Source organism: Streptococcus parasanguinis (genome assembly GCF_015556095.1).
GTDB classification, from domain to species: Bacteria; Bacillota; Bacilli; order Lactobacillales; family Streptococcaceae; genus Streptococcus; species Streptococcus parasanguinis_Q.
This window is the reverse complement of the sequence record NZ_JADNLT010000002.1, coordinates 57,645-82,146: the sequence shown is the minus strand read 5'-3', so window position 1 is coordinate 82,146 and position 24,502 is coordinate 57,645. Positions and strand designations below refer to the sequence as shown.

Here is a 24,502-nt window from a genome sequence, read left to right as displayed (position 1 = left end):
GTTACTCCACTTTCACCACTTCTAGATGAGGGCCACCTAAAAGTACCAGATATTTTTCAACGTGCTCTTGGCCATAGGAACGGCGAAGAGCTTCTGCATAGAGATCGAGCTGATCTCGGTAGCGTTCGACCAATTGGCTAGGGAACTTGTAGTGATCCGTCTTGTAATCAAAGAGCAGGATTCGGTCTTCTAGCACGATATACCCATCCAAGATCCCCCGCACGACAAAGTCCTCTCCACTAGCTGGATCTTTCTTCAGCATGGCAAAGGGGGCTTCACGATGAACACGAGGGGCTTCTCTTTGAAGCAAGGCCCCCAAAGGCGTCTCATAGAAAGCGAGAATGGCCTCTAGCTTGATGCGGGCTTTGACTGCTGGCTCTACTTGAACCTGTTCCAAGGCCTGACGCAGTGTATCAAGAGTGATTTCTTCTTCAAGAGGCACGCGCTGCATGAGTTCATGGACAGCACTACCAACTTGTGCTCCTGTCACAGCTTTTTCTTGACCAAAAGTTGGAAGCTCAAACTCAGGCGCAACAAGCTTCGCATCCATGATCTGGACGCCATTGGCATCCATGACCGGCTCGTAGAATTTCTTGATCTGACTAGGAGTACGGACACTTGGCAAATGAATGGCCGGAGCATAGAGCTGATTGAGACGATCAACATTTTCCAAGATATCCAAAGCCCGACGAATATCCTCTGACTGGCGGACATCCTTGAGCTGATCCAGGCGGGAATCCTTCTCCTTCTCTAGTGGCTCCAGCTGATCCGGTGTCAGATCTTCGTCTGTCACAAAACGCGTGTCATAGGCCAAGGTATTCTTGGCAAACACATCTTGAATAGCAAAGAGCCAGTCCTGATAAGAGGTCCATTCTTTTCGTTTTTCCGGATCCAGCTTGCCATTGCGACTAGTCCCCCAATCGGTATCGCGCAGTTTGTCCTCACGGCCTTTTCCGACCAGATAGAGCTTGAGCTCGGCCCGTGTCATAGCAACATATAGAAGACGCATCTGCTCTGAAATCGTGGCTAATTTTGTTTCTTCCACATTGCCTTGGTAGCAAGGTGTTTCGATCTGCAGGCGAATAGTTTCAGGGGCGACTGGATTTTCGGTCTCAACTGGCAGACTCGCAATATATTTAAAGCCAATCCCTTTTTGACGGCTAAGAATGATCGGTCCCGATTGATCCTTGCGGTTAAAGGCCTTGTCCATATTGAGAATAAAGACATACTTGAATTCCAGCCCCTTACTCTTATGGACGGTCATGAGCTGAACGGCATCTTTTGGTGCCGCCAGAGGGACGCTGGCCAAATCGTGTTCATTTTCGATTACCTTATCGATCATGGCAATGAAGCGCGACAAGCCCTTAAAGCTGGCCTTCTCATAATCATTGGCCCGAAGCGTCAAGGCATAGAGGTTGGCCTGGCGCTGTGCGCCATTTGGAAGGGCGCCGACATAGTCATAGTAATAGCGATCCTCATAGATTTTCCACAGCAAATCATAGAGCGAATGAGTTTTGGCCATAGCCCGCCAAGCAGATAAAACCTGGAGGAAGTTCTCGATTTTAGCGAGGAGCTTGGCATCAATCAGATTGGCATGCTCTGCAGTCTGTTCAAGAGCTAACTGGACCTTGTGGTAGAAGGCCACTTGCTTTTGCTCTGGAAGCGACTGCAAGGAAATTCGTGCCAGCTCATCTTCATCAAAGTCAAACATGGGGGATTTCATAAGGGCTACTAAGGGATAATCATGCAAAGGATTGTTAATGGTCCGCAAGGTATCCAGCATGACCATCACTTCCAGCGACTCTAGATAATGCACCTGTCCGCCATCTGCTACAATCGGAATCTGGTACTGGTCAAAAGCTTCCAGAATGGCGTCATTTCGCGTTCGAGTCGCAGTCAAGAGCGTGATCTCTTTAAAAGGTACTTTTTCTACCCGATGGAGGCGTAAAATTTCTTTGATCACTAGAAGAATTTCTCCCTTAGAAACCGTCTCAAGTCCAGAAGCAGCTTCCTCATCTTCGGCCTTTTCTTCCTGGTCTTGGCTACCATCATAGAGCAAAAATTCAGCCCGATGTTGTGGCAAGGCTATCCGCTGCTTATCGCTTCCTGCAACTAGATAGTGGGTTTGATTGTAGTCAATCTCTCCCACCTCTTCGTCCATCAAATGGCGAAAGACATCATTGGTCGCATCCAACACTTCCACATGACTCCGGAAATTTTCCTTGAGGAGGATCAACCGCCCTTTTGCTCCTTCTTCTTGATAAGCCTTAAACTTATCATTGAAAATCTGTGGATCTGCCTGACGGAAGCGGTAAATGGATTGCTTGATATCCCCCACCATGAAGCGATTGTGACCATTTGATAGCAAGTCCAACATCCGCTCTTGGGTGTGGTTGGTATCTTGGTACTCATCGACCATGACCTCATGGTATCGCTCTTGAAAGGCTTGTCTCACCTCTGGGAATTGCTCTAAAATTTGAATCGCAAAATGACTGATATCCCCAAATTCATAAGCTTTTTCTTGGATTTTTCGCTCCAGATAAGCGCGAGCAAAGTCTCTGATAAAGTCCCGCAGCAAAGAGAGCATGGGGCCTTCTTCTTGGTGGAAGGTTTGTTGAAATTCCAGCTGATAGAGCTGATTTTCCAAGTCTCTGAGGCGATTGATATGAAGGTTTTTGTCTTGGTTATAAGCCGTAACTAGGTCTTTCAGCTCTTCCTTTCGGGCTCTATTGGTCAAGGCTCCCCCATTTGAAGCCCTGCTAATCGCCACGACCGCCTTTAGGACAGAAGTCACTTGCTCTTTATTGGTGCGACCTGTCAGGCTTCCAATCTGATCGAGCACCTCTTCAACAGCTTCCAAATATTTGGCCTTGCCAAATGCTTGGCCCTCATTGGACAAATGAAAGGCAAAAAAGCTCTCTGCCTCATAAAGGGCCTGCTGGATGCTCTCCATCAGATCACCTTCAACCTGCTCAAAATCGGTCTCCTCATAGCCTTTTAGGAAATGCTCTTCCAGCCATTTCTCTGGATCGCTGGTCGACTGAAGAAAGTCATAGATCTGGTAGACCTGCTCTTTAAACAAGGATAAATTTTTGCGCTGGCCGGTGAAATTCTTGACCATCTGCACAAAGGCTTCTTGGTTTTCCCCCTGGTAATAGCGGTCAAAAACAGCTTGAAAGACTTCATTTTGTAAGAGGCGTTGCTCACTGGCATTTTGTAAAATGCGAAACTGAGGCGCCAACCCAAGCAAATAACCATAGCGCGTTAGGACCTTTTGGGTAAAGGAGTCCATGGTTCCAATATCACTGGTGGCGACATCTGCGATTTGACGGGCCAGGTGTTGCTTGAGCTCTGGATCATCGCTCGCTTGCAGGGCTTTTCCAAGTTCACTTTCCAAACGATCCTTGAGCTCTCCTGCCGCCTTGACCGTAAAGGTCGAGATAAAGAGTTCCTTAATCGAAATGCCACGCTGGATCTGATCCAGTATCCGCTGCACCATGACAAAGGTCTTTCCTGATCCAGCAGAGGCTGACACCAGGATATTGGTCCCCGAACTATAGATGGCATCGATCTGTTCTGGCGTCCGCTTTTGCTCTTTGGTAGAAGCTGCCTCTTGGACCTGGAGGGCCTTGATTTCTTCTCTTGTCAAAAATGCTTGTTTGATCATTTGTTCAAGACCTCCTTCATCTTCTCGATCCAAGCGGCTTTCACCTTTTCACCGCGTATTCCTTTTTGGTCTAGTTTGGTCAAGAACCGTGCCTGACCTAGGTGACGATCCGCTTCAAATCCTGTGATGGATTTAAACTGCTCCACGAATGGTGCGATATTGCGCCCATTTTCACTATAGGGATTGATGGCAAATTGCCCCTTGAGGATCCCTTCTGCTGCCGTTTTATAGAGATAAGCGTTGTACAAGAGGAGCAAGTCCAGCTCTTCCTTACTCAGCATCATGGCCTTGTTTTTGTCATAGGCCTCGCCCAGATAAGGCGCCTGATCTGCCATAAAGAGCCCCTTGTACTGTTGACTTTTCATGGTTTGGTTGATGGCATCCTCTATTGTCTTGGTCTTTTTCAGATCCACTAGGGGATCTCCCATTTCCAAATACATGGCCCCGAAAATCCCCTGCTCCTCTTGGTATTCCTTCAAATCCTGAATCGCAGAGAGATAGGTCGGCAATTGAGAATTCAGTCCATTAAAGAACTTGTCATAGTGAAATTGCGTCAGACTGGACTTATAGTCCACGACTCCGAGGGCTCCGTGATCCCTCAATTGATCAATGCGATCCACCTTGCCTCGTAGCTGCAGGAGACGGCCATCGGACAATGGATAAGAGGTGTGGGTACTTCCACCAAAGAGGGTCTCCTCACCGATGGTCTCGATGCCATTTTGCTGGGCGAGGACACGCCCCGTTGTTTTCGCAGTATCAAGAAGCAAGTTGCGAATAAACTCGGTCTCTCCACTTTCTGTATACAATTGCTGAAACTCTGCTTCTTGGCTGGTTTCTCGAATCGCCTCATTTAAACGCCGATCAAACGCTTGATCGGAACTATCTTTTAAGACTCGTTCAAAGATCCGGTGCAAGAAATTCCCATGACTACGAGCGTCTGGCCGGATGGTTTCATCCTCTTGTAAGCCCAAGACATAGCGCAGATAAAAAGCATACTGGTGCTTGTAGTATTCATTCAAGGCAGAAGCAGATAATGTCAAGGCTTTGCCCTCTGGATAGAGCGCTTGAAGCGTATCCGACTGAAGCTGACGGCTCTTTAATTCCGTTGAAATCTGAGGAATCTGAATGCCTTCAGCGGCTAATTTCTTGCGCAAGACCCGTACCGCCACACCCCAAAAGCTGGCTTCTTCAGGAGACAACTCACTCGTAATCTCTTCTTGATGGAGTTCAATCACCCGCGCTAAAAGGGCTCGGTAGGTCCCGATATCATCACTCGAAGCTTGGGCTTGTTTGGTCGTCCACTCGATGGCAATAGGTTCCTTGGTCAATTCGACAAGGTAAGGAGAGACACTGTCTTCCATTTCATTGACCAAGCTAGGAGCCGATAGGACCAGTTGGTTGGTCGCCGCATTGAGGAGCGAAACTGCCACAAAGCGATTTTTCTTGAGATTTTCACTAGTCACCACCTGGAGCTCTGCTCCTTCTTGGGTAGCCTCATTCAACTGCTGGCGCTCTTCTTCACTGAGTAGAGAGGTGTTCTGAGCAATCTTTGGAAAACGCTCCTGGGTCAGCCCGATCGCGTAGACATAAGGCGCTGTCAAGGGTTCAATCAAGTCATAGGACTGAACCGTCACCACATCGACCGTAGCAGGAACTGTCCGGTATTGAGACAATTGCATCCCCGATAAAAGGAGAGCTAGAAAGTCATCCACTGTCAACTCTTGGTTCTCAAAGACCACGTTCAACTCTTCTAAGACGTGGAGGAAGGCCTTCCAGACCTGCTCATAGCGCTCCTGCTCCTCCAAGGCTAGATCCTTGATCAAAGCTTGTAGATTCTGAGAAAGCTGGGCCTCTTGCAGAAACTCTGTAAAGGCGGTTAAGAGTTGGGTCACCTTTTGTTTGCGCTGTGAAAAGAAGGGAGCTAGAGATTCTACGACGCGTTCCCGGAGAGTATTGAGCTCTTCCAAATTAAACTTGCCCTGACGATTGCTAGTAAAAGGCTTGTGAAATTTTGTAGCACCCTTTACTTCCGCAAAGCGAAGGTATTGCTCAAAAGCATCAACTTCTGCTTGCGTCAGATCACTATACAGACCCGTTTTCAACAGATTGATGACGTCTTCTGTCTGATAATTGAACTGCTTGATCCGCCCTAGCGATTCAATGACCTGAATCAAGGGATGGTGGACCATGGCCTCACTTCGTCCCAAGTAAAAGGGAATCTGATACTGATCAAAAATGGTCTTAAGTTGCAGTTGATAAGCTTCCACATCGCCTAACAAGACCCGAATATCCCGATAGCGGGCCCCATCATGAAGACGCTGACGGATGGATTTGGCAACAAATTCCAACTCTTCTTTTTGCGTATTGGTCTGCCAGAGTTGGATAGCTGTTCGATCTTGGTCCTCCAGCTCATTTTCCACTTGTGAAAAATCGTAGCGCGCTTCTAGCATGCGGGTAATGCGACTAAAAGAGTCTTCGATCGCTTGCCCACAATACTGAGGCTGTACCTCAAAAGTCTTTGCCAGCTGGAGGAGAAAGTCAACACTGGCCTGGTAAAGATTGCCCTCTCTAAAACTTGCCCGATAGGCTTTTTCACTGGCATAGACCCCGATGACAATCTCCACTCCTTTTCGGTGAAGGAGACTAATCAAAGCCTCTTCTTCTGCAGAAAAACGCGTGAAGCCATCGACGACGATCGCCACATCCTGTAATTGCTCTTCCAGCTGCCCTTCTTCGACCTGATTGAGGAAAAAGGCCATCTTGGACTGGGATTCATACTGGTGCTGGACCAGCATCTCAGAGACCGCTTCAAAAATCGCCAAGAGGTCCTCTCTTTTTTCAGCTTCCTCGAGCAACTCCAAATCTGTAAAATCCATCTGGGCCGTCTGCAATTCATGATAGAGCTGGACCAGTTGCTGGATAAACTGAGGATCCTTGCGCAGGGCCCCGTAAACTTTGAGATCCTGCTCCTTCATCTGGGAAAGAGCTTTAAAAAATAGCATGCCGAGACCGATATCATCCAAGGGTTGCTCCTCAAAAACCTGATTCAGGATGAAATAACGGGCCATTTGGGCAAAGCGCGTGACGGTAATGGCAAAAGAAGCCTGACCTTCTAAATAGGACAAGACCTTGGCTTCTTTTTCAAAGGAAAGAGAGTTGGGTGCAATGTAAAACACACGCTTGCCCTGTTCTACTAACCCTACGGCTTCTTGTGTCAGGACCTGGGTCAAGGGGGTCCGAACATCCGTATAGAGTAATTTCATCCGATCCGTTCTCCTTTTGGCATTTTCTTGAGAGCTTGTTATCTTCTTATTATATCATTTTCACAGGAGGGACTAAAGCAAGAAGTCATGCTCCTCCTGGCCCAATTTTAGGAGATTTGTGCTACAATAAAAGTTGAAGAGACAGAAAGGATACCACCTATGACTAGCATCTATGATTTTTCTTTAGAAAACCAGAATGGGGAGGAGATTCCCCTTTCTCACTACCAAGGTAAGGTCCTCATTGTGGTCAATACAGCAACAGGCTGTGGCTTGACCCCGCAATACCAAGGACTGCAAGATCTCTACCTGCGCTACCAGGAAAAGGGGCTGGAAATCCTAGACATTCCCTGTAACCAATTCATGGGTCAGGCACCAGGAACTGCAGAAGAAATCAATAGCTTCTGCAGCCTCAATTACCAGACCACCTTCCCACGATTCGCTAAAGCCAAGGTCAATGGTAAAGAAGCCCTTCCTCTTTATGACTGGCTCAAAAGCCAAGCAGCCGGACCACTAGGCAAACGCATCGAATGGAACTTCGCAAAATTTGTCATCGACCGACAAGGCCACGTCGCCCAACGCTTCTCCTCCAAAACAGAACCAGCTGCCATGGAAGACTTGATCCAAGAATTACTTGAGAAATAAGCAAAAATCCTGAAAGTGTAGTCAGGATTTTTGATGAATGGCTATTTATTTTCGAGACTTTCCGCCGTGAGAAAAGTTTTAGAAACACGATTGTTTCTAAAACTCGGGAGTTTTGGAACCTTGGGTCCAAAACTAAGTCATGGAACTTCCTGGATTGCTGAAATCATCCACTGGATAATTTCACCTAACGTCCGTACTCACCTAAGGAAAGTTTCTAAGAAGTCATTATCCATAAGCCAAAAAAGCCTGAGCCAATGCTCAAGCTTTTTTTCTTTAATCAATTTCAAGTCCACCGGTGTAGAGGCGGTAATAGGTGCCACGTTCTGCCATCAAGGAAGCATGGTTGCCTCGTTCGATGATACGTCCGTGGTCCATCACCATGATGACATCGGAATTGACAATCGTCGATAGACGGTGGGCAATGACAAAGACTGTCCGGCCTTCCATCAAGCGGTCCATCCCTTCTTGCACCATCTTCTCTGTCCGTGAGTCAATAGAAGACGTCGCTTCGTCCAGAATCAAAACAGGCGCATTGGCTAGGGCTGCACGGGCAATGGCGATCAATTGTCGTTGACCATTAGATAGGCCAGCCCCATCATCCGTCAAGACTGTTTCATAGCCCTGATCCAAGTGCTTGACAAAGGAATCCACATTGGCAATTCGAGCTGCTTCAAGGATTTCTTCCCGTGTTGCATCAGCACGACCGTAAGCGATGTTTTCCGCAATCGTACCAGTGAATAAGTGGGTATCTTGAAGAACGATTCCGAGGGAACGACGCAGAGAATCTTTCTCAATTAATTTAATATCGATCCCATCATAGGTGATCATTCCTGACTGGATGTCATAGAAGCGGTTGATCAAGTTGGTGATGGTTGTCTTTCCTGCACCAGTCGCTCCGACAAAGGCCACTTTTTGACCTTTATCCGCGTACAAGTTGATGCCATGAAGGATTTGTTTCTTCCCATCATAAGAGAAATCAACATCATCAAAGACCACATTTCCAACCATCTTCACAAGCTGGTAATCCCCATTTGGACGTGGGTGTTTCCAAGCCCACTTGTTAGTTTTCTGATCGGTTTCAACCATTTCTCCATCGACCAGTTCATAATTGACCAGCGTCACTTTTCCAAGGTCGACCTCTTCTTCTTCATCCAAGAGATCAAAGACACGATCTCCACCAGCCAAAGCCATCAGGACAAAGTTCAATTGTTGAGAAACCTGAGCAATGGGGCCTGTGAAGGAACGGTTCAATTGCAAGAAGGCCATGAGACCACCAATGGTTAAACCACCGATGCCGTTTAGCGCAAAGAGTCCACCGATCAAGGCTGTCAGGACAAAGGAAACATTTCCCAAGTTCCCAAGAATTGGCATGAGGACATTGGCGTAGCGATTGGCTTGGTAAGAGGATTCAAAGAGTTGGTCATTGATACGGTCAAAATCCTCAATGCTTTCAGTTTCATGCACAAAGGCCTTGACTACCTTTTGACCAGACATCATTTCTTCAATAAAGCCGTTTTCAATCCCCAAGTTCTTTTGTTGGGCCCCAAAGTAACGACCTGACTTGCTAGAGACATTCTTGATAACCATCGTCATGATAAAGACCATGACGAGGACAATCAAGAACAGCAGCGGACTAACCGTCAGCATGGTAATCGTTACCCCAAGGATGGTAATCGCTGAGGATAAGAGTTGAGGAATGGATTCTTCAATCGCTTGGCGAAGAGCATCAATATCATTGGTATAGATAGACATGATGTCCCCGTGTTGGTGGGTATCAAAGTAACGAACGGGCAGTTTTTGCATGCGGGCAAACAACTGATTTCGAAGACTTCTAAGTGAGTCTTGTGAAACGGTCGCCATAATCAAGGTAAAGCCATAGTTAGCAAGGACCCCGATCAAACAAATCAAACCGACCCGTGTTAAGAAGGACAAGAGCGGTCCGAAATCATGGCTGTTTGACGTTAGCATAGGCTCTACATAGACATCGACCAGGGACTGAATCGAAGCTGTTACATTGACCGTCGCAAGAGATGATAGAATGATTAAGATAAAGGAAACAATCAAGGATACCTTGTAGTTTTTCCAAAGGAAGTCGAGCAGGCGAAGGATAGAGCCTAGATTTGCTTTTTTCTTAGTTTTCATCTGCTTCTCCTTTCCCTTGTGTTTGCATTTCATATACTTCTTGGTAGATGGCATTGGTCGCAAGCAATTCCTCGTGACGACCGATCGCATCGATTTGACCATCATTCATCACGATGATGCGATCTGCATCTTGAATAGAGGAAATCCGTTGACCAATGATGATTTTGGTGGTCTCTTTCAAGCTGGTTGCCAATCCTTGACGGATCAAACTATCCGTCTTGGTATCGACCGCTGAAGTCGAATCATCCAAGATCAAGATCTTCGGATTCATAAGAAGGGCACGCGCGATACAAAGACGCTGGCGTTGACCACCAGAGACATTGGATCCCCCACGCTCAATCATGGTGTCATAACCCTCTTTGAAATCTTGAATAAATTCATCGGCTTGGGCAATCTTACAAGCTGCGATGATCTCTTCATCTGTCGCATCCTTATTTCCCCAGCGCATATTTTCTTTAATCGTACCAGAGAAAAGGACATTGGTCTGAAGAACCATGGCCACTTGCTTACGAAGGGAATCAAGATCGTATTCTTTGACATCGTGGCCTGCTACTGTCACCCGACCAGACTCGACATCATAGAGACGAGGAATCAACTGCACCAAGCTTGATTTTCCTGATCCTGTTCCTCCCAAGATACCAATCACTTCCCCTGAACGAATAGAAAGATTAATCCCTTGTAAGACATGGGTCTTGTCGCCATTTTCATCGGTATAAGCAAAGGTCACATCCTCAAAGTTGATGGAGCCATCAGCAACTTCTTTGATCCCATTTTCTGGAGAGTCAATCGTCGTTTTGGTCGTCAAGACTTCATTGATCCGCTCGACAGAGGCCATGGAAATCGACAACATGACAAAGATCATCATAAACATCATGAGCGACATGAGAATGGTCATGGTGTAGCTAAACATAGAAGTCAGATTCCCAGTGGAGAGTTGGCCACCAACGATCAGATGAGCCCCAATCCAAGAGATCAAAAGGAAAGAAGCATACATGGAAAGCATCATAGCTGGGCTACTCAAGACAACGACACGGATAGCCTTCATAAACATGTTATAAATCCGGCGTGAAGCTTTTTTGAATTTAACGGTTTCATCTGCTTCCTTAACGTAGGACTTCACCACTCGCATATTGGTGATGTTTTCTTGAATGCTGTTGTTGAGATTGTCATAAGCTTCAAATACTTCTGTGAAGAGCGGATACACAATCTTCATGATGATGCTTAAGACAGCTGCCAAAAAGATGGTCACATAGACAAAGATCATGGCCATTTCCGGATTGATCAAGAAACAAGCCACAATGGCAAAGATCAAATTGAGCGGTGCCCGTACACAGATCCGGATCACCATTTGATAGGCATTTTGCACATTGGTCACGTCCGTCATCATCCGAGTGACTAACCCACCTGATGAGAACTGATCAATATTCTCAAATGAGAAGGTTTGAACCTTTTTGAAAATGGCCCGACGAAGGTTTTTAGCAAAACCAGCCGATGCATAGGCGCCATAACGGGCAGACTGCATCCCACAAAAGAGGGAGCAAAAGGCACAGACCAGCATGAGCCCACCGTAAAACAAAATATTGTTCATGTTTCTTTGTTGAACACCCTGGTCCAAAAGACTCGCCATGACAAAGGGAATCGAAATCTCAAACATGACTTCAAAGACCATGAACAAGGAAGCCAAAATCGAGGGCTTCTTAAATTCTTTGATCTCGGAAATTAAGGATCGAATCATTATTACCTCCAATGTTATTCATACTTTTTCCTGCGGTAGAAGCAAAGCTTCTTTCCATCGAAAATAGGTCAAAACACACAAAATTCCCTGAGGGAAAGACCGTAGGGATTACGCATTTTTTATAGTCTTCATTGTAACCTAAATTGCAAAAAAATGCAAGATTTTTAGACAGCATCCGTTTTTCTGTTTATCCAGTACAAAAGAGGCTGGGACAAAAGTCCTAGCCTCTCAATTGTTTTTGGATTGTCGAGCAAGACGCAGTGGCTGAGTGGGCTATACTACGCTGATTTTATCAGCTTTTACAGCCCTACTCAACTGTGCGGAGGTGGGACGACGAAATCGAATTCTAACGAATGACCGATTTCTGTCCCACTCTCTTTTCTATTTATTCTGCTAAGAGCACTTCTTTGATGGTTTGTTTTTGGAGTTTTCTGTTGGATAGATAAAAGAGGCTTTCATAAACCACCGCAAAACCAAGCAAGGTCCAAAAGCACACATTCCCATCAAAGTGATGCTCAATCTTTTCAGGAACCGTATCTTTGATCACACCGATCAAAATCTCCATGATACCGTATTGGTAAACCGTCCCAAGAACAAATCCTAGATAAGCCCAGAAACGATAGGGAGCGAGAATATGACTTTGGCATTCACGATCGGTGTAGCCAAAAGCCTTCATAAGAGCCAAGGTTTCGCGGCTTTCTGAGACCACAATCCCCAATGACAAAAAGAGAATCGAGAAAGAGAGGATTAAGCCAATCATGATCATCATGGTTTGGATGATATCATCTGTGTAATCCCTGAGGCCAAAGGACAATTGAACCATGGCCGCAAAACACATGGAGCCAAAGACCACAAAAAACAAGATCGATTTTCTCCCCCAAATCAGTGATGAGGACAGCTCTTTTAAGAAGCCATTCTCTTTCTTAGGAACCCTCTTTCTCCTTTTGACCTTGATAGGACTTGGGGACTTTTTCAATAATCGAAGAGCCGGGGTTTGGAGTTGTCTTCTAGCATAACCAATCGCGAGAACCATAAAGAAGGTCGTTGGTAGCATTACCAAAGCAAGCAAGAGCTGCCAGTGAAAATGAATGGTGATTTCTGGCAGAATCCCCTTCTCATTTCGAAAGTCGTAAAAATGTCCCATCATAAGAAAAGAAGCAAAATAGCCAAGAAGCGCTCCAGCTCCAAAACTGAGTCCAAAGGCCCAAAACCGTTTCGCTAACTGGCCATTGCTGTAGCCCAAGGCCTTTAAAATTCCTAATTGTTCCTTGTGGTCATCGACAAATTGTTTGATATAAAAACACATGAGAAGGACCGACGTCAAGGACAAGACGACCCCACTGACCATGGCCACCATCCAGGAAAGCGAAACCTGGGCATCATAGTAGGTCTGAATCATGGGATTGGTTTTCGAAATCTCCAACTGCTCGATATCTAGGTAAAAATTCAAGAAGAGATTAGCCACAAAGACCGCACAGGCTCCAATGATACTGACGACAACTAATTTTCGAATATCTTTTACTGAAAACATGGCTTACCATCCAATCTCATAGGCAGTCTGAGGTTGATCATTGGACACAACTTCGGTAATTTTGCCACTATTGACACGAATGATGGTTCTGGCCATATCCGCAATATTTTGGTTGTGCGTCACCATGATGAGGGTGAAGCCCAGCTTTTCCTTTAACTTCCAGATATAGTCCAGAATCTTGCGCCCTGTTTCTTCATCGAGAGCTCCCGTCGGCTCATCTAAAAAGAGAATCTCTGGCTTTTTGGCCAAGGCCCGAGCAATGGAGACTCTCTGCTGTTCCCCACCAGACAATTCACTCGGATATTTGTCCAGCTTATCGCCAAGCCCCAAATCCTCGATGATCTGCAAAAAATCATGATTGTTTGCCAGGTCAGCCCCCATTTTTACATTTTGTCTGACCGTTAGATTCGGCAATAGATAATACTGCTGGAAAATAAAGGCAATCTTCTCCCGTCTAAAGGCCGTCAATTGAGCATCCGTGAGTTGAGACAAATCTTGTCCTTGAATGAGGATATGTCCCTCATCTACCTTTTCTAAGCCTGATAACACGTTTAAGAGAGTTGATTTCCCCGATCCAGAAGGGCCGAGGATAACCACATCATCCTGGTCTTGAATCTGCAAATCAATCCCCTTTAAAACCTTGGTTTGGCCGTAACTTTTGTGCACATTTTCTAGTTGAATCATTTCTTTCCTACCATTTCTTTGATGAGAGATTGACAAACCTCTGTCAGTAATCCAATCACTTCTTCCATGCCGAACTGATAAATACCAGAAGCAACCATAGAGGCCATCCCGTGTGAGTAGATAAATAGATGCTGGTACAAGCGACTAGCTTCCTCTACAGTCAAAGGATAGTCTGCAACAATCGAATCCAGAACCAATTGGTAACTATGATCCTTCATGGGAAGAAAATCTTGAAAGCGACGAATCGGATCTTTGCTAGGATTTTGGAAAAGCAATTGAAAAAGTTGGGGCTCTTTTGAGGCGAAAAGGATATAAGCAACCCCGACAGATCGGAAAGGCTTTTCATCTTCTAAGGCCTTGCGAATATACTCCACCACGACCATTTCCGCAGCACCAATAACCTCTGCTTGTAACTCAGCCATATTAGCAAATTGCCCAAAAATGACTCTCGGTGTGGCTCCCAGTTTCTCCGCTAATGCTCGAGCTGTCAAACTAGCCATTCCCTCTTCTCTCACCAATTGTAAAGCTGTCCCAATGATAGCCTCTTTACTAAATTTAACCTTTGGTGGCATAAGACTCCTTTCGCGCAACATTCGTTGCGCAACACTTGTTGCCTAAAGAATACCATAAAAAAGAAAAACTTGTCAAGAAAAATCTGAAAACCACAAAACAAAAACCAGACCACCGATAAGAGTGGAATCTGGTTTGATAACCATTATTCTAAGGCAAATCATTTCCCGCCGCCAAGTAGATTTGGTACCACTCCTTGCGCGTCAAAGTGACTGTTGCTGCTTTCCCTGCTTCAAGGACATGCTGGGGCTTGGTCGTTCCGATGACAGCCTGCATCTTACCCGGATAGCGAAGGACCCAAGCAAGGGCGATGGCTGTCGGAGTGACCTGGTATTTTTTCGCTAAGTCATTGAGGACATGATTGAGAGCTGCAAACTCTTCCTTGCCGACAAAATTCCCCTTGAAATAGCCATACTGGAGGACAGACCAGGCCTGAATCACCGTATCAGTTAAGCGGCAATACTCAAAGACACTGCCATCTCGCACGGCTGCTTTAGGCCCTTCCATATTGACATGAAAACCAGCCTCAAAGCTCGGTGTAAAGGCGGCACTCAACTGCAACTGGTTGACCTTGAGAGGTTGTTTGACAGCTGTTTTAAGCAATTCCATCATCATAGGATTTTGATTGGACACCCCAAAATGACGGACCTTGCCCGCTTGCTCCAAGTGATCAAAAGCTGCCGCCACTTCTTCCGGCTCCATGAGGGCATCCGGTCGGTGAAGAAGGAGACTATCTAAGCGCTCGATCTGCAGGCGTTCAAGGATACCATCGACGGAGTCCAAAATATAGTCCTTCGAAAAATCAAAATAGGTAAAGCCATCTTTGCGAATCCCACACTTGGACTGGATCCACATCTGGTCCCGAAGATCCGGACGGCGCTTGAGAACCTTCCCCAGCAGGACCTCACACTGGCCATCGCCATAGATGTCCGCCAGATCAAAAGTGTTGATCCCAATCGATAAGGCCGCCTCCACCAAGGCCTCCACCTCGTCTTCACTCATCTGACTGATCCGCATCATCCCAAGGACAATCGTGGACAGACGCTCATTTTCAGCAAACTCAATATAGTTCATGTCCGCCTCCTTTTCTGTAGTTCTATTGTAGTGAAAAGGCTTGCAAAAGTCAATTTGCAAGCAAAAAGCCCTCAGAAACAACTGAAGGCTTACAGATTGAAGTAGAATGCCTCATTCGTCGTCATCCAACTCCACTTCTCCATGGATTCGGATGTATTCTTCACGCTTTCGATCCAATTCTTCCCAGAGTGGCTCATCAACAGCTTTCATTACTTCTATCTCTTTCAAGCTAATGTCAACCGCTTCATTGTAGGTCAAATGCAACAAATCTGCATGTTTTGTTTTAAATTCTTCAATGCTCAGCCATGTTTCCTTATCATCTTCGCTAATGTGACCACCAATGGCAGAGGCTACCTCAATTGCCATGATATAAAGAGCTCGCTTATCAATCGTTAGAATATCTTTATGAATCGTGATGATTCGTAGATAGTTTCCTTTTTCTCGTCCATCACTTTCATAGGAATCTACAAAATTTAAATTTATATCTTCATACTTAAAAGTCGCCCAAGGATCGTTGCCTACTCTAAAATCAGCCATTCCCCAACGCTCATCATTTGAAGAAAATTTATCCAAACTAACACTAAAATAGAAGTCATCATCACGTGCATAAGAAAACTCAACCTGCACTCCCTTACGTTCCTTGAACCACATTTTCCAAGGATATTCCATACAGGCTTGATAGATGTTAGTTTCGTAGTTACCTTTAAGATATAGTTTCACTCGTCGTCCTCGTCATCCAACTCCACTTCTCCATGGATTCGGATGTATTCTTCATTTCTGCGGTCATCTTCTGCCCAAACCGGGTCTCTCACATCATCCATAAACGGAATTTCCTCCAGACTCATCTCATTAGCCTGTTCATAACTCATCGATAGGATATCTTCATACCGGTTTTTAAATTCCTCCACACTTAACCAGCTCTCTTTATCATCTTCGCTAATCTGACCATCAATAGCAGTCGCAATTTCAATGGCCATAATATAGAAAGCACGTTTATCAACGGTGAGGAGTTCAAGGTGCTTAGTAGCGATTCTTAAACATTCACTTTTCTCACGAAAGTCCGACATCATAGCATCTTCGTAGTCTAGCTCTATATCTTCATATTTATGGGATAAAAAATCATATTTTATCCCTTCCTTAATCTGAACATTACTCCATCTATTATCATGCATCCACTTATTTAATTTTAAGTGGATAGAAAGTTTCTCGATTGGTAAATCTAGATACCCTGCATACGACAAGTCAGGTTCTATTCCATCTTTTTCCCCAAACCACATTCTCTTTGCTAGTTTTAAGTAATCAAACGGGATTTCTTTTGTATAGTCACCTTTAATATAAATTCTCAATCTTCTTCCTCATCGTCATAAACACGTTCGACATGGATTTTGATGTACTCTTCACGCTTCCTATCCAATTCTTCCCAGATGGGATCATCAATAGCGTCAATCGTCTGAATTTCTTCCAAACTCATCTCATTTGCTTCATCAAAAGTTAGAGATAAGATATCTTGGTGCTTTTCCTTGAATTCCTCGACTGTTAGCCATGTTTTCTTATCGTCTTCACTGATTTGTCCATTAAAGATTGTGGCAATCTCAATGGCCATGATATAGAACGCTCTTTTATCAAGAGTGAGCAGTTCAAGGTGGGTAGAAGCGATACGCAAACAGTCTCCATTTTCTCGAAAATCTGTTACATAAGCATTCTCAAATTCCAAATTTAGGTCTTCATCAATTTGTGAATAAAAACGATATTTTATCCCTTCTTGTATCGGAATACACAACCAACGTTCGTCATAATCCTGTTTATTTAGTTTTAGATGAATGGCTATATCATTCCCATCTCTGATTTGAAGAAAACCAGAATAGGAGAGAGATATACCTTCTCCTTGATAGCTTTCGAACCACATTCTCTTCGCTAGTTCTAAATAATCAAACGGAATTTCTTTGGTGTAATCGCCTTTGATATATAATTTCAATCGTCTTCCTCATCGTCATAAACACGTTCACCATGGATTTTGGTGTATTCTTCTCGAAGCCGTTCCTCCTCTTCCCATAGAGGATCTCTTACCGGTACCATTGTCTTTAATTCTTCCAAACTGATTTCAACAGCTTCATCATAAGTCAGTGAAAGAACATCCTTGTGATATTCCTTAAATTCTTCTACACTTAGCCAATTTTGCTTGCCGTCCTCGCTAATCTGACCATCAATGGCAGATGCTACTTCAGCTGCCATAATGTATAAAGCACGTTTGTCTACAGTTAAAACATCTATATGAGATGTTGCGATACGTAGATAATCTCCACGTTCTCTCCACTCTGTAATGAAAGTTTTTTCAAATTCAAGTGTTATACTCTCATATTCCAAAGACAACCAAGGATTACTAGGAATTATAAAAGGAGCCTTATCCCATCTTTCGTCAACTGAAGACCATTTGTGTAACCGAACACCAAAGTAAAAATCATCCTGTAACATAGCATCATCACCAACATTGGAGAAACTTATTTTCTTGCCATTCCGTTCCTTAAACCACATCTTCCAAACAAGCTCTCTAGTTGTGAAGTCTATTTTTTTCGTAAAATCACTTTTGATGTATAGTCTCATAAATCTGAGATATCGCCTCCATGTGCTAGTATATATTCTTTTCGACGAGTGGCTTCTTCCTCCCAAAGAGGGTCATCTACCACATCCATCATTTGAATTTCAGTCAAACTTCGTTCATTTGCTTCTTCAAAAGTTAGAGATAGAATAGCCTCGTGCTTTTTCCTAAACTCCTCGACTGTTAGCCATGTCTTCTTATTATCCTCGCTAATTTGCCCGTCAATCACCTTTGCAATCTCAAGCGCCATAATGTACATGGCGCGTTTATCAACTGTTAAAACTTCTAGATGGCTGGTTAAAATACGGAGATAGTCTCCCTTTTCATTATAATCCGTAGCGAATGCATTTTCAAACTCTATCTCAATACATTCGTCAAGATGTGAAAAGAGTCTTCGTACCCCTTCCTTTAGGGGGAAACTAGACCATCTCTTATCGGCAGTGCCTTTCCTCAGGGATAAATTTACAGAAAAATCTTCTTGTAATGCATCATTGTCTCCTGCATTTGAGTAAGATACTTGCTTTTCTTCTGGAAACCACATTTTGCCAGCTAGTTCTAAATAACCATAAGGTACTCTTTTTGTATAATCGCCTTTTAAATATAATTTCATTGTTCACTCCTTATTGCGTTAAGTATTTAAAAGCTTTCCACATATTTTTGATAACTTCTTCTTTAGCTCCTTTTCCAAGTCCTTTTAGTTCAGAATGTTTGCTTACCCAGTCTACAATATCCTGCCTACTTGAAATCCTTGAAACCTCGATATCTATGTCGAGGCCATAACCCGATTTCCCACTTCCCGATTGAACTTGGATTTTCCCACTATCTGGCTCCGCATCAACTCGAATATTATCGACTTTTTTACCTTTAACTCGTCCAGAAACCTTTTTCCCAAAAGTCTTACTCGTCGGTTTATTTGCCTGCCAGCTATCGTAGTTGCTAGAATAATTAACTTGAATTTCAGCGTTTGCGCTACCTGTTTTACTAATAGCGGATCCTACAGATACTACCCCACTAAATATGAGTGCGTTGCCTGCATCTAAAGCAACCTCTGCTGCAGTTGTTCCAGCAATAAAGCTTGCCCCACCTGTCTCAGGAGCTAAAGCTAAACCTCCAGTTTCTGCTGCTACGCTAGCAAAGTCAAGTAGTAAACCTGATAACATCTGACTAACTCCACCCCAAAATTCAGCAGAATTAGCTTCAAAATTTTCTTGAAGAAGTTCTTGATATTTTTCGTTGATCAATCTCGTAGAAGCACTATCATACTTCCCATTTTTTAGAACAGAAAAGTTATCATCTTTTTGATAATGTCGATCTTTATAAGCACTATTATCAAAAATTTCAATTAAATTCCCTTCATTGTCAATTTTTAGAGTATGGTTATAATCATCAATTATTTTTTTCCACTGTGACCGATCATGTCCTTTTAAGCGTTTTTTTAACTCTTCCCGATAATAGGTATCACCATCATCTGATAATAACATATCTCTCGACGCTTGATTTAAAGTCCTTGTTAAGGCATCCTGATAGTCTCTTTTAGCGTAGGAAACAACTTTTGTTTGTTTCATTTTGTCAAACCAAGTCATGTCTACACCATCCGCATAGTAATTTCCGTTGCTATCAACTATAATTTGACTTAGTTGTCCTGCTCCTTCAATCGCTAAATTAAGAATTTCAAGGCTGTCTGAAAAATACTGATTGACTTGCTCAACAAACCACTCTAATTTTTCAATTTTTTCTTCAAGATCTTTGATTTGCATCCGTGTTTTATCAGCCAATTCATGAAGTACTCTATTTTCTGATAAATTTTGATCCAGATTTGCAGTAAGAAATGCTCCTACACGATTGAAAAAATCCTCATTCTTTCTGATCAGATCTTGATACTTTGAAAGCTGTTTTTCCCAACTCTGTTTTTGTGTCTTCAAATCATCTAAATCTAATTCTCCATATTTTGATACAACTGCATCTGCGTTTTTGTATGAATTTAATTCAATCTGAATATCGTCGATCGCTTCTTGTAATTTTTTGATACATGGGATAATAATATTCCCAAATAAATTTTTCCCTGCCTCATATGCAGCACCTTGAAGTATTCCTGCTTCGATTTCTGCAATTAAATGATCACTTCCACTAGTAAGTTTTTCTGTAATCTGAGTAGCAATTTGAATATTACTGCTCATAGCTTCAATCAAAGCAGCAGATTCTGATGAACTGTATCTCACTCCCACGGCAAACTATTCCTTTCTCTTATCAATTTTTCTCTCTGAATGTCTAAGTTTTTTAAAACATTCCGAAACTCTTCACTGACACCATCCATCTGTCTAACCACAAAATTTCTTGCAATTAAATCCATTTCATTCTTTTCTTGAAAAAATAAGATATTTTGAGATGAAATAGACAACTTTTCTTCTGCTTCTCGTGTGATCAACGAAAGATCTTCTAAAAATTCATCTAAACTTTGTTGATACTCAAGACTTAAATTTAAAATAAGATCTTCTTGTCGCTCTGTTTTCACAATTTCTTGGAATAGTTTATCTCGCTTATTTTTATTAACATCCTCCATCATGGTTAGCTTTCCCATCTTTGAGCCTGTTCTACATCACGTTTTTCAAGCACAGCGGCAATTTGAGGAAATTTATTAGCTTGAATTAGAACAGCTTCACTAAATTTACCCACAGCTTGAAGTAAGTGATTATTTACTTCTTTTCCCTTCTCCATACCTGCAATACCAGCAGAATAACTAAACTCTACTTGTTTATTCTCATTTTGTGATACATCAACACCAGTCAACTCACCAATAGCCGCTTGCGCATCAATTGGGCTGGATTTTATTTGGAGTTTATCCATATATTCACCCTCAAATCTTATTATTCCCCTCCATCATATCATAATTTGAAGAAAAATACTCTTTCTTCCATGAAAAAACATACTAAATTTTCTGCAATTTATTAATAGTTAGAGACAAGTCTTTCAAAAAATTGTAACCTCCATTCAAAAAGCCCCCAGCTGTAACTGAGGGCTTATCTAATTAGCGATAGCTGAGAGCACGTTTGATGGTCTTCCACGGTCCGAGGTCATCGGTCTGGAGGATTAAGCTCGCGTAAATTCGAGCGATGAGAACTGTTCCCACGATGGTAAAGAGAACCGCAATTCCCAATGAAGCCCAAGATTCAAGACCAGTCGCATATCCATTAATGGTACGGAAAGGCATGAAGAAGGTTGAAATGAATGGAATGTAGGAACCGATCTTCAATAAGAAGACATCACCGGCACTTCCCAAGGTGGTTACCCCAAAGAAGCTAAAGAGGACTAACATCATCAGTGGCGAAATCGCTTTTCCTGAATCTTCAGGTCGTGCTACTGTGGATCCTAAGAAGGCAGAGAGCACCACATACATAAAGATCCCAAGGATAATGAAGAAGACGGTATTAAGCGAGATCGCTTCTGCTAGGTGTTGGGTAATTGGAGAGTTTGGAGCGAGAATATCCTTGACAACTGGGATATCTGCTCTAAAGATCCAAACGGCTACTAGCCCAATGACATAGACAAAAATATGGGTAAAGATCACTCCGAAGAGTCCGAGCATGCGTGCGAAGAAATAGTCGGTTGCTTTGATACTAGAGAAGACCACTTCCATGATCTTAGTTCCCTTTTCACTGGCTACTTCTTGGGCTGTGATACTCGAGTAGAAGATCAAAATCATATAAAGCAACATTCCTAGACCACCTGCAACCATGGTTTGCACCATTTTCAAGCCTTCTTTTTTCTCATCAATTTTTTCTTTGAGAGAAACCTGTTGAGACAAGGCTGTCAGTTGCTCTTTGCTTAGATTAGCACGGGCCATATTGATCCCTTGTTGGACTTGGCTTAATTTTGCAGCGACAAGCGATTTCAAATCTGTTTTCATGGCTTGGTCGCCCACATAAGTGGCTTCTAGCTGGCCATCTTTTTCATCGACCGTTAGGTAAGCAGCTGCTTTCTCATCCTTGATGGCTTTTTTAGCTGCAGCTTCATCCGTGTAGTCCAAGGTCAAGCCATCAGTTCCTTTGAGACTTTCTTTGACAGCTGGAATTTCTGTCACCAAGGCCACTTGGTTTTTGGCATCTGTAGAAGAACCTGTCAGATAACCGATTCCAATGCTCAATCCTAAAAAGAGGAAGGGACCGAAGACCATGAAGAGGAAACTCCATGATTTCACTTGTCTGATATAGGTTTCTTTCATTACGACAAACATCTGTTTCATACTTCTACTCCTGATTCAAGTTTAAAGATCTCATCAATAGTTGGGGCTTGGTGGTCAAAGGTTGCTAGGTAGTGGCCCTTGGTCAAGCGGTCAAATAATTCTGGACCAGCTGACGCATCATCCAAGATCAGCTTCCAAGTCCCTTGCTTGGTCATGCTGACCTTGGTCACGTGTGGCAGAGCTTCTAGCTCTTCTTTGCTAAAGTCGTTAGAGACAAAGAGGCGAGTCTTGCCATAGCTATTCCGGACCTCTTGGACAGGTCCTGATAGAACAACCGAACCATCACGGATCATTAGGATATCATCACACAACTCTTCGACATTGGTCATGACGTGGTCAGAAAAGATAATGGTTGCCCCACGCTCTTTTTCTTCAAAGATGACCTGCTTGAGCACTTCTGTATTGACCGGATCCAAGCCACTAAAGGGTTCATCTAAAATGATCAATTTAGGCTCATGGATCAAGGTGATGATCAATTGAACCTTCTGTTGGTTCCCTTTTGAGAGACTCTTGATTTTATCGGTCAATTTTCCTTTTACTTGGAGTTTTTCCATCCAGGTCGGTAATTTTTCCTTGACCTCAGCAGTGCTCATTCCTTTTAAGGCAGCCAAATAGCGGACCTGCTCAAAAATCGTGAGTTTTGGCATAAGACTACGTTCTTCTGGCAAATAGCCAATTTCCTTGTAGGTTTCTTGGGTGATCGCTTTGCCACCTAGGCGAATCTCGCCGCTGTAGTCCAAAAAGCGCAAGATACTGTGGAAAATAGTTGTTTTCCCGGCCCCATTTTTCCCAACTAAGCCAAGGATATGCCCTTGTTGAGCTGTCAGATCTACTCCGAAGAGAACCTGCTTATTCCCAAAGCTTTTTTCTAAATGTCTAATTTCTAACATAGATGACTCCTCTACTCTTTATAATAACGTTTGGTAATCTTGTATTGTGAGACCAAGATATAGACATAAATCAGTGATACCACTACTAATGCTAACAAGATATCTGTATGGAAAGCAATGCCAACTAAGAATATCGCAATTAAGGAAATCGGTAAGATATAATTGCTTAACTTAATGATAATTTCATAGTTTTCCTCGTAGCTAATCTGCTTTTCTGCTTCATCCATCATACTCATCATAAATTCACGCACTTCCTTGGCATTGGCATTGCGGGGAATCGGTTTTCCATAAATCAGATGGAAGGTCTTGCGAAAGAAGATATCCGATAGGAAAAATAGGGCAATCAAGACAAGAAAGAGATAGAGCATGGTAAAGTCTCCAAAGATAAAAGCCATGTCCCCAGCGCCAGGTCTATCTAAGTAAACCAATTGACTATAAAAAATGACGAATAAAAAGTAGGGCAAGATCATGATGCCTTTAAAAATGGTCGCTAAGCCATATAGTTTTTTCTTCTGGATGTCATAGTGATAGGCTTCATCATCGTCTTCTATTTGGAGCATTTTTTGATGGACTTTTCTCGCGCACATCAGTAAGGTTATCGTGAGTATAAATGCGACTAAGAATAAAACTGCTGAGCCCAAAAGAAGTACTTCTTTACTAAAGAAGGATTGGATTTCTAGGGGCTTTTCGGATCCAAACATTCCTGTCAAAAAACTGATAACTCCTCCTATCAAGCCGGAAACTGTAATGATCCCTACATTTCTCCAAAAACGAAAACGAGCGGATCGTTCTTGTTGTTGCTTTTTCATATTATTCTTCTCCCTCTACTAGACTAAAGACATTCTCCACTGGTTCATTGAAGATCTGGGCAATGGTCATGGCGATAATGACAGAAGGTGTATACTCACCACGTTCCAAGAGACTGATGGACTGGCGCGAGACCCCTGCTAGCTTGGCTAGCTCGGATTGGTTGAGTCCATCACGCGCCCTCAGCTCTTTCAATCGATTTTTTAAAATCATGGCATCAGCCCCCTTATAGTTGAATACCTTGAATATCTTCGATACGGACTAACTTGGTTTCCCTCTGTTGTTTATGAATCACACGGGTCAGTTTGACCCAATCTTCATCGATATCTATAATTTCATACTCAAATCCAACACCATCTACTGTAACAGTGGCCGTTTGGCCTTTCAATTCTTCTAAAAGTCTAGACATGTCTTGATTTCCTTTCACTTGTTTTTCTAATCGTCTGATGCGTCTGTTCAATCCTTTTATCTTCTTTTCTGAGCTTGCATAAACGATAACCAGAAAAGGGATAAATAGAATCCATATGGCTCCCATAAGAAACCTCCCCTTCTTTCAACTAAAAACATTGTAACACTTCTTTTTCTTTTTGACAAGCATATTTGTCAAAAAAATAAAAATATTTGTCAATAATAGCAGGATGGTTGACATGGATATTTTGAG

The 24,502-nt window shown here is 43.3% G+C and carries 22 protein-coding genes; 1 reads left to right on the top strand and 21 read right to left on the bottom strand.

Annotation, left to right across the window (positions count from 1 at the left end; translation table 11 throughout):
- Position 1: 1 nt before the first annotated feature.
- Both addA and rexB read right to left on the bottom strand, forming a co-directional pair.
- Complete coding sequence (gene addA, locus I2E70_RS03575; protein WP_195423580.1) at positions 2–3,667, bottom strand: helicase-exonuclease AddAB subunit AddA; 3,666 nt, start codon at positions 3,665–3,667, stop codon at positions 2–4.
- The gene (gene rexB, locus I2E70_RS03570; RefSeq protein WP_195423463.1) at positions 3,664–6,930 is read right to left on the bottom strand and encodes an ATP-dependent nuclease subunit B; all 3,267 of its coding nucleotides are present in this window, start codon (positions 6,928–6,930) and stop codon (positions 3,664–3,666) included. The genes addA and rexB overlap by 4 nt, the downstream gene beginning before the upstream one ends.
- Before the next feature lie 159 nt (positions 6,931–7,089).
- On the opposite strand from rexB, the gene I2E70_RS03565 reads away from it, so the two are divergent.
- Positions 7,090–7,572 carry a glutathione peroxidase gene (locus I2E70_RS03565; RefSeq protein ID WP_195423461.1) on the top strand — a complete coding sequence of 161 codons (483 nt, stop codon included), beginning with the start codon at positions 7,090–7,092 and terminating at the stop codon, positions 7,570–7,572.
- A gap of 273 nt (positions 7,573–7,845) precedes the next feature.
- Here the strand turns inward: I2E70_RS03565 and I2E70_RS03560 are convergent, their stop codons facing one another.
- From I2E70_RS03560 to I2E70_RS03470, 19 genes are all read right to left on the bottom strand, one after another.
- Complete coding sequence (locus I2E70_RS03560) at positions 7,846–9,714, bottom strand: ABC transporter ATP-binding protein (protein WP_195423459.1); 1,869 nt, start codon at positions 9,712–9,714, stop codon at positions 7,846–7,848.
- Entirely contained in the window at positions 9,704–11,449 is a 1,746-nt protein-coding gene (locus I2E70_RS03555; RefSeq protein WP_045759643.1) for an ABC transporter ATP-binding protein, read from the bottom strand. Before I2E70_RS03555 ends, I2E70_RS03560 begins: the two co-directional genes overlap by 11 nt.
- A gap of 385 nt (positions 11,450–11,834) precedes the next feature.
- The gene (locus tag I2E70_RS03550; RefSeq protein WP_195423457.1) at positions 11,835–12,980 is read right to left on the bottom strand and encodes an FtsX-like permease family protein; all 1,146 of its coding nucleotides are present in this window, start codon (positions 12,978–12,980) and stop codon (positions 11,835–11,837) included.
- A 3-nt stretch (positions 12,981–12,983) separates the two neighbouring features.
- Positions 12,984–13,664 (bottom strand): ABC transporter ATP-binding protein, encoded by a 681-nt coding sequence (locus I2E70_RS03545; RefSeq protein ID WP_070466246.1) that lies wholly within the window; start codon positions 13,662–13,664, stop codon positions 12,984–12,986.
- A complete protein-coding gene (locus tag I2E70_RS03540; protein WP_003002793.1) occupies positions 13,661–14,236 on the bottom strand; it encodes a TetR/AcrR family transcriptional regulator in 576 nt (191 codons plus the stop codon). The genes I2E70_RS03545 and I2E70_RS03540 overlap by 4 nt, the downstream gene beginning before the upstream one ends.
- Before the next feature lie 148 nt (positions 14,237–14,384).
- A complete protein-coding gene (locus I2E70_RS03535; protein WP_195423455.1) occupies positions 14,385–15,308 on the bottom strand; it encodes an aldo/keto reductase in 924 nt (307 codons plus the stop codon).
- Between the two features lie 111 nt (positions 15,309–15,419).
- A complete protein-coding gene (locus I2E70_RS03530; RefSeq protein ID WP_195423453.1) occupies positions 15,420–16,028 on the bottom strand; it encodes a hypothetical protein in 609 nt (202 codons plus the stop codon).
- Complete coding sequence (locus tag I2E70_RS03525) at positions 16,025–16,654, bottom strand: hypothetical protein (protein ID WP_024056326.1); 630 nt, start codon at positions 16,652–16,654, stop codon at positions 16,025–16,027. The genes I2E70_RS03530 and I2E70_RS03525 overlap by 4 nt, the downstream gene beginning before the upstream one ends.
- The gene (locus tag I2E70_RS03520) at positions 16,651–17,283 is read right to left on the bottom strand and encodes a hypothetical protein (RefSeq protein WP_070846038.1); all 633 of its coding nucleotides are present in this window, start codon (positions 17,281–17,283) and stop codon (positions 16,651–16,653) included. Before I2E70_RS03520 ends, I2E70_RS03525 begins: the two co-directional genes overlap by 4 nt.
- Positions 17,280–17,909 (bottom strand): hypothetical protein, encoded by a 630-nt coding sequence (locus I2E70_RS03515; RefSeq protein WP_003007942.1) that lies wholly within the window; start codon positions 17,907–17,909, stop codon positions 17,280–17,282. The genes I2E70_RS03520 and I2E70_RS03515 overlap by 4 nt, the downstream gene beginning before the upstream one ends.
- Positions 17,906–18,514 (bottom strand): hypothetical protein, encoded by a 609-nt coding sequence (locus I2E70_RS03510; protein ID WP_070674403.1) that lies wholly within the window; start codon positions 18,512–18,514, stop codon positions 17,906–17,908. The genes I2E70_RS03515 and I2E70_RS03510 overlap by 4 nt, the downstream gene beginning before the upstream one ends.
- A gap of 10 nt (positions 18,515–18,524) precedes the next feature.
- Positions 18,525–20,129: a virulence protein gene (locus I2E70_RS03505; RefSeq protein ID WP_070674400.1), complete on the bottom strand. Its 1,605-nt coding sequence runs from the start codon at positions 20,127–20,129 to the stop codon at positions 18,525–18,527.
- Entirely contained in the window at positions 20,120–20,467 is a 348-nt protein-coding gene (locus I2E70_RS03500; RefSeq protein WP_083312226.1) for a hypothetical protein, read from the bottom strand. The genes I2E70_RS03505 and I2E70_RS03500 overlap by 10 nt, the downstream gene beginning before the upstream one ends.
- 2 nt (positions 20,468–20,469) lie before the next feature.
- On the bottom strand, positions 20,470–20,748 hold the full coding sequence (locus I2E70_RS03495; protein WP_049475332.1) for a hypothetical protein: 279 nt from the start codon (positions 20,746–20,748) through the stop codon (positions 20,470–20,472).
- Between the two features lie 181 nt (positions 20,749–20,929).
- Entirely contained in the window at positions 20,930–22,144 is a 1,215-nt protein-coding gene (locus I2E70_RS03490) for an ABC transporter permease (RefSeq protein ID WP_195423452.1), read from the bottom strand.
- Complete coding sequence (locus I2E70_RS03485) at positions 22,141–23,034, bottom strand: ABC transporter ATP-binding protein (RefSeq protein ID WP_155167557.1); 894 nt, start codon at positions 23,032–23,034, stop codon at positions 22,141–22,143. The genes I2E70_RS03490 and I2E70_RS03485 overlap by 4 nt, the downstream gene beginning before the upstream one ends.
- Before the next feature lie 11 nt (positions 23,035–23,045).
- Entirely contained in the window at positions 23,046–23,843 is a 798-nt protein-coding gene (locus I2E70_RS03480) for a DUF3169 family protein (RefSeq protein ID WP_155167555.1), read from the bottom strand.
- Between the two features lies 1 nt (position 23,844).
- Positions 23,845–24,054, bottom strand: a complete 210-nt coding sequence (locus tag I2E70_RS03475; RefSeq protein WP_024056334.1) for a helix-turn-helix transcriptional regulator — start codon at positions 24,052–24,054, stop codon at positions 23,845–23,847.
- A gap of 13 nt (positions 24,055–24,067) precedes the next feature.
- Complete coding sequence (locus I2E70_RS03470) at positions 24,068–24,376, bottom strand: hypothetical protein (RefSeq protein WP_024056335.1); 309 nt, start codon at positions 24,374–24,376, stop codon at positions 24,068–24,070.
- Between the last annotated feature and the right edge of the window lie 126 nt (positions 24,377–24,502).

What these genes read in the sequence shown, in the direction of transcription:
- addA (WP_195423580.1), bottom strand. Translation starts at nt 3,667, where the DNA reads ATGATCAAACAAGCATTTTTGACAAGAGAAGAAATCAAGGCCCTCCAG.
- rexB (WP_195423463.1), bottom strand. Translation starts at nt 6,930, where the DNA reads ATGAAATTACTCTATACGGATGTTCGGACCCCCTTGACCCAGGTCCTG.
- I2E70_RS03565 (WP_195423461.1), top strand. Translation starts at nt 7,090, where the DNA reads ATGACTAGCATCTATGATTTTTCTTTAGAAAACCAGAATGGGGAGGAG.
- I2E70_RS03560 (WP_195423459.1), bottom strand. Translation starts at nt 9,714, where the DNA reads ATGAAAACTAAGAAAAAAGCAAATCTAGGCTCTATCCTTCGCCTGCTC.
- I2E70_RS03555 (WP_045759643.1), bottom strand. Translation starts at nt 11,449, where the DNA reads ATGATTCGATCCTTAATTTCCGAGATCAAAGAATTTAAGAAGCCCTCG.
- I2E70_RS03550 (WP_195423457.1), bottom strand. Translation starts at nt 12,980, where the DNA reads ATGTTTTCAGTAAAAGATATTCGAAAATTAGTTGTCGTCAGTATCATT.
- I2E70_RS03545 (WP_070466246.1), bottom strand. Translation starts at nt 13,664, where the DNA reads ATGATTCAACTAGAAAATGTGCACAAAAGTTACGGCCAAACCAAGGTT.
- I2E70_RS03540 (WP_003002793.1), bottom strand. Translation starts at nt 14,236, where the DNA reads ATGCCACCAAAGGTTAAATTTAGTAAAGAGGCTATCATTGGGACAGCT.
- I2E70_RS03535 (WP_195423455.1), bottom strand. Translation starts at nt 15,308, where the DNA reads ATGAACTATATTGAGTTTGCTGAAAATGAGCGTCTGTCCACGATTGTC.
- I2E70_RS03515 (WP_003007942.1), bottom strand. Translation starts at nt 17,909, where the DNA reads ATGAGACTATACATCAAAAGTGATTTTACGAAAAAAATAGACTTCACA.
- I2E70_RS03510 (WP_070674403.1), bottom strand. Translation starts at nt 18,514, where the DNA reads ATGAAATTATATTTAAAAGGCGATTATACAAAAAGAGTACCTTATGGT.
- I2E70_RS03500 (WP_083312226.1), bottom strand. Translation starts at nt 20,467, where the DNA reads ATGATGGAGGATGTTAATAAAAATAAGCGAGATAAACTATTCCAAGAA.
- I2E70_RS03495 (WP_049475332.1), bottom strand. Translation starts at nt 20,748, where the DNA reads ATGGATAAACTCCAAATAAAATCCAGCCCAATTGATGCGCAAGCGGCT.
- I2E70_RS03490 (WP_195423452.1), bottom strand. Translation starts at nt 22,144, where the DNA reads ATGAAACAGATGTTTGTCGTAATGAAAGAAACCTATATCAGACAAGTG.
- I2E70_RS03485 (WP_155167557.1), bottom strand. Translation starts at nt 23,034, where the DNA reads ATGTTAGAAATTAGACATTTAGAAAAAAGCTTTGGGAATAAGCAGGTT.
- I2E70_RS03480 (WP_155167555.1), bottom strand. Translation starts at nt 23,843, where the DNA reads ATGAAAAAGCAACAACAAGAACGATCCGCTCGTTTTCGTTTTTGGAGA.
- I2E70_RS03475 (WP_024056334.1), bottom strand. Translation starts at nt 24,054, where the DNA reads ATGATTTTAAAAAATCGATTGAAAGAGCTGAGGGCGCGTGATGGACTC.
- I2E70_RS03470 (WP_024056335.1), bottom strand. Translation starts at nt 24,376, where the DNA reads ATGGGAGCCATATGGATTCTATTTATCCCTTTTCTGGTTATCGTTTAT.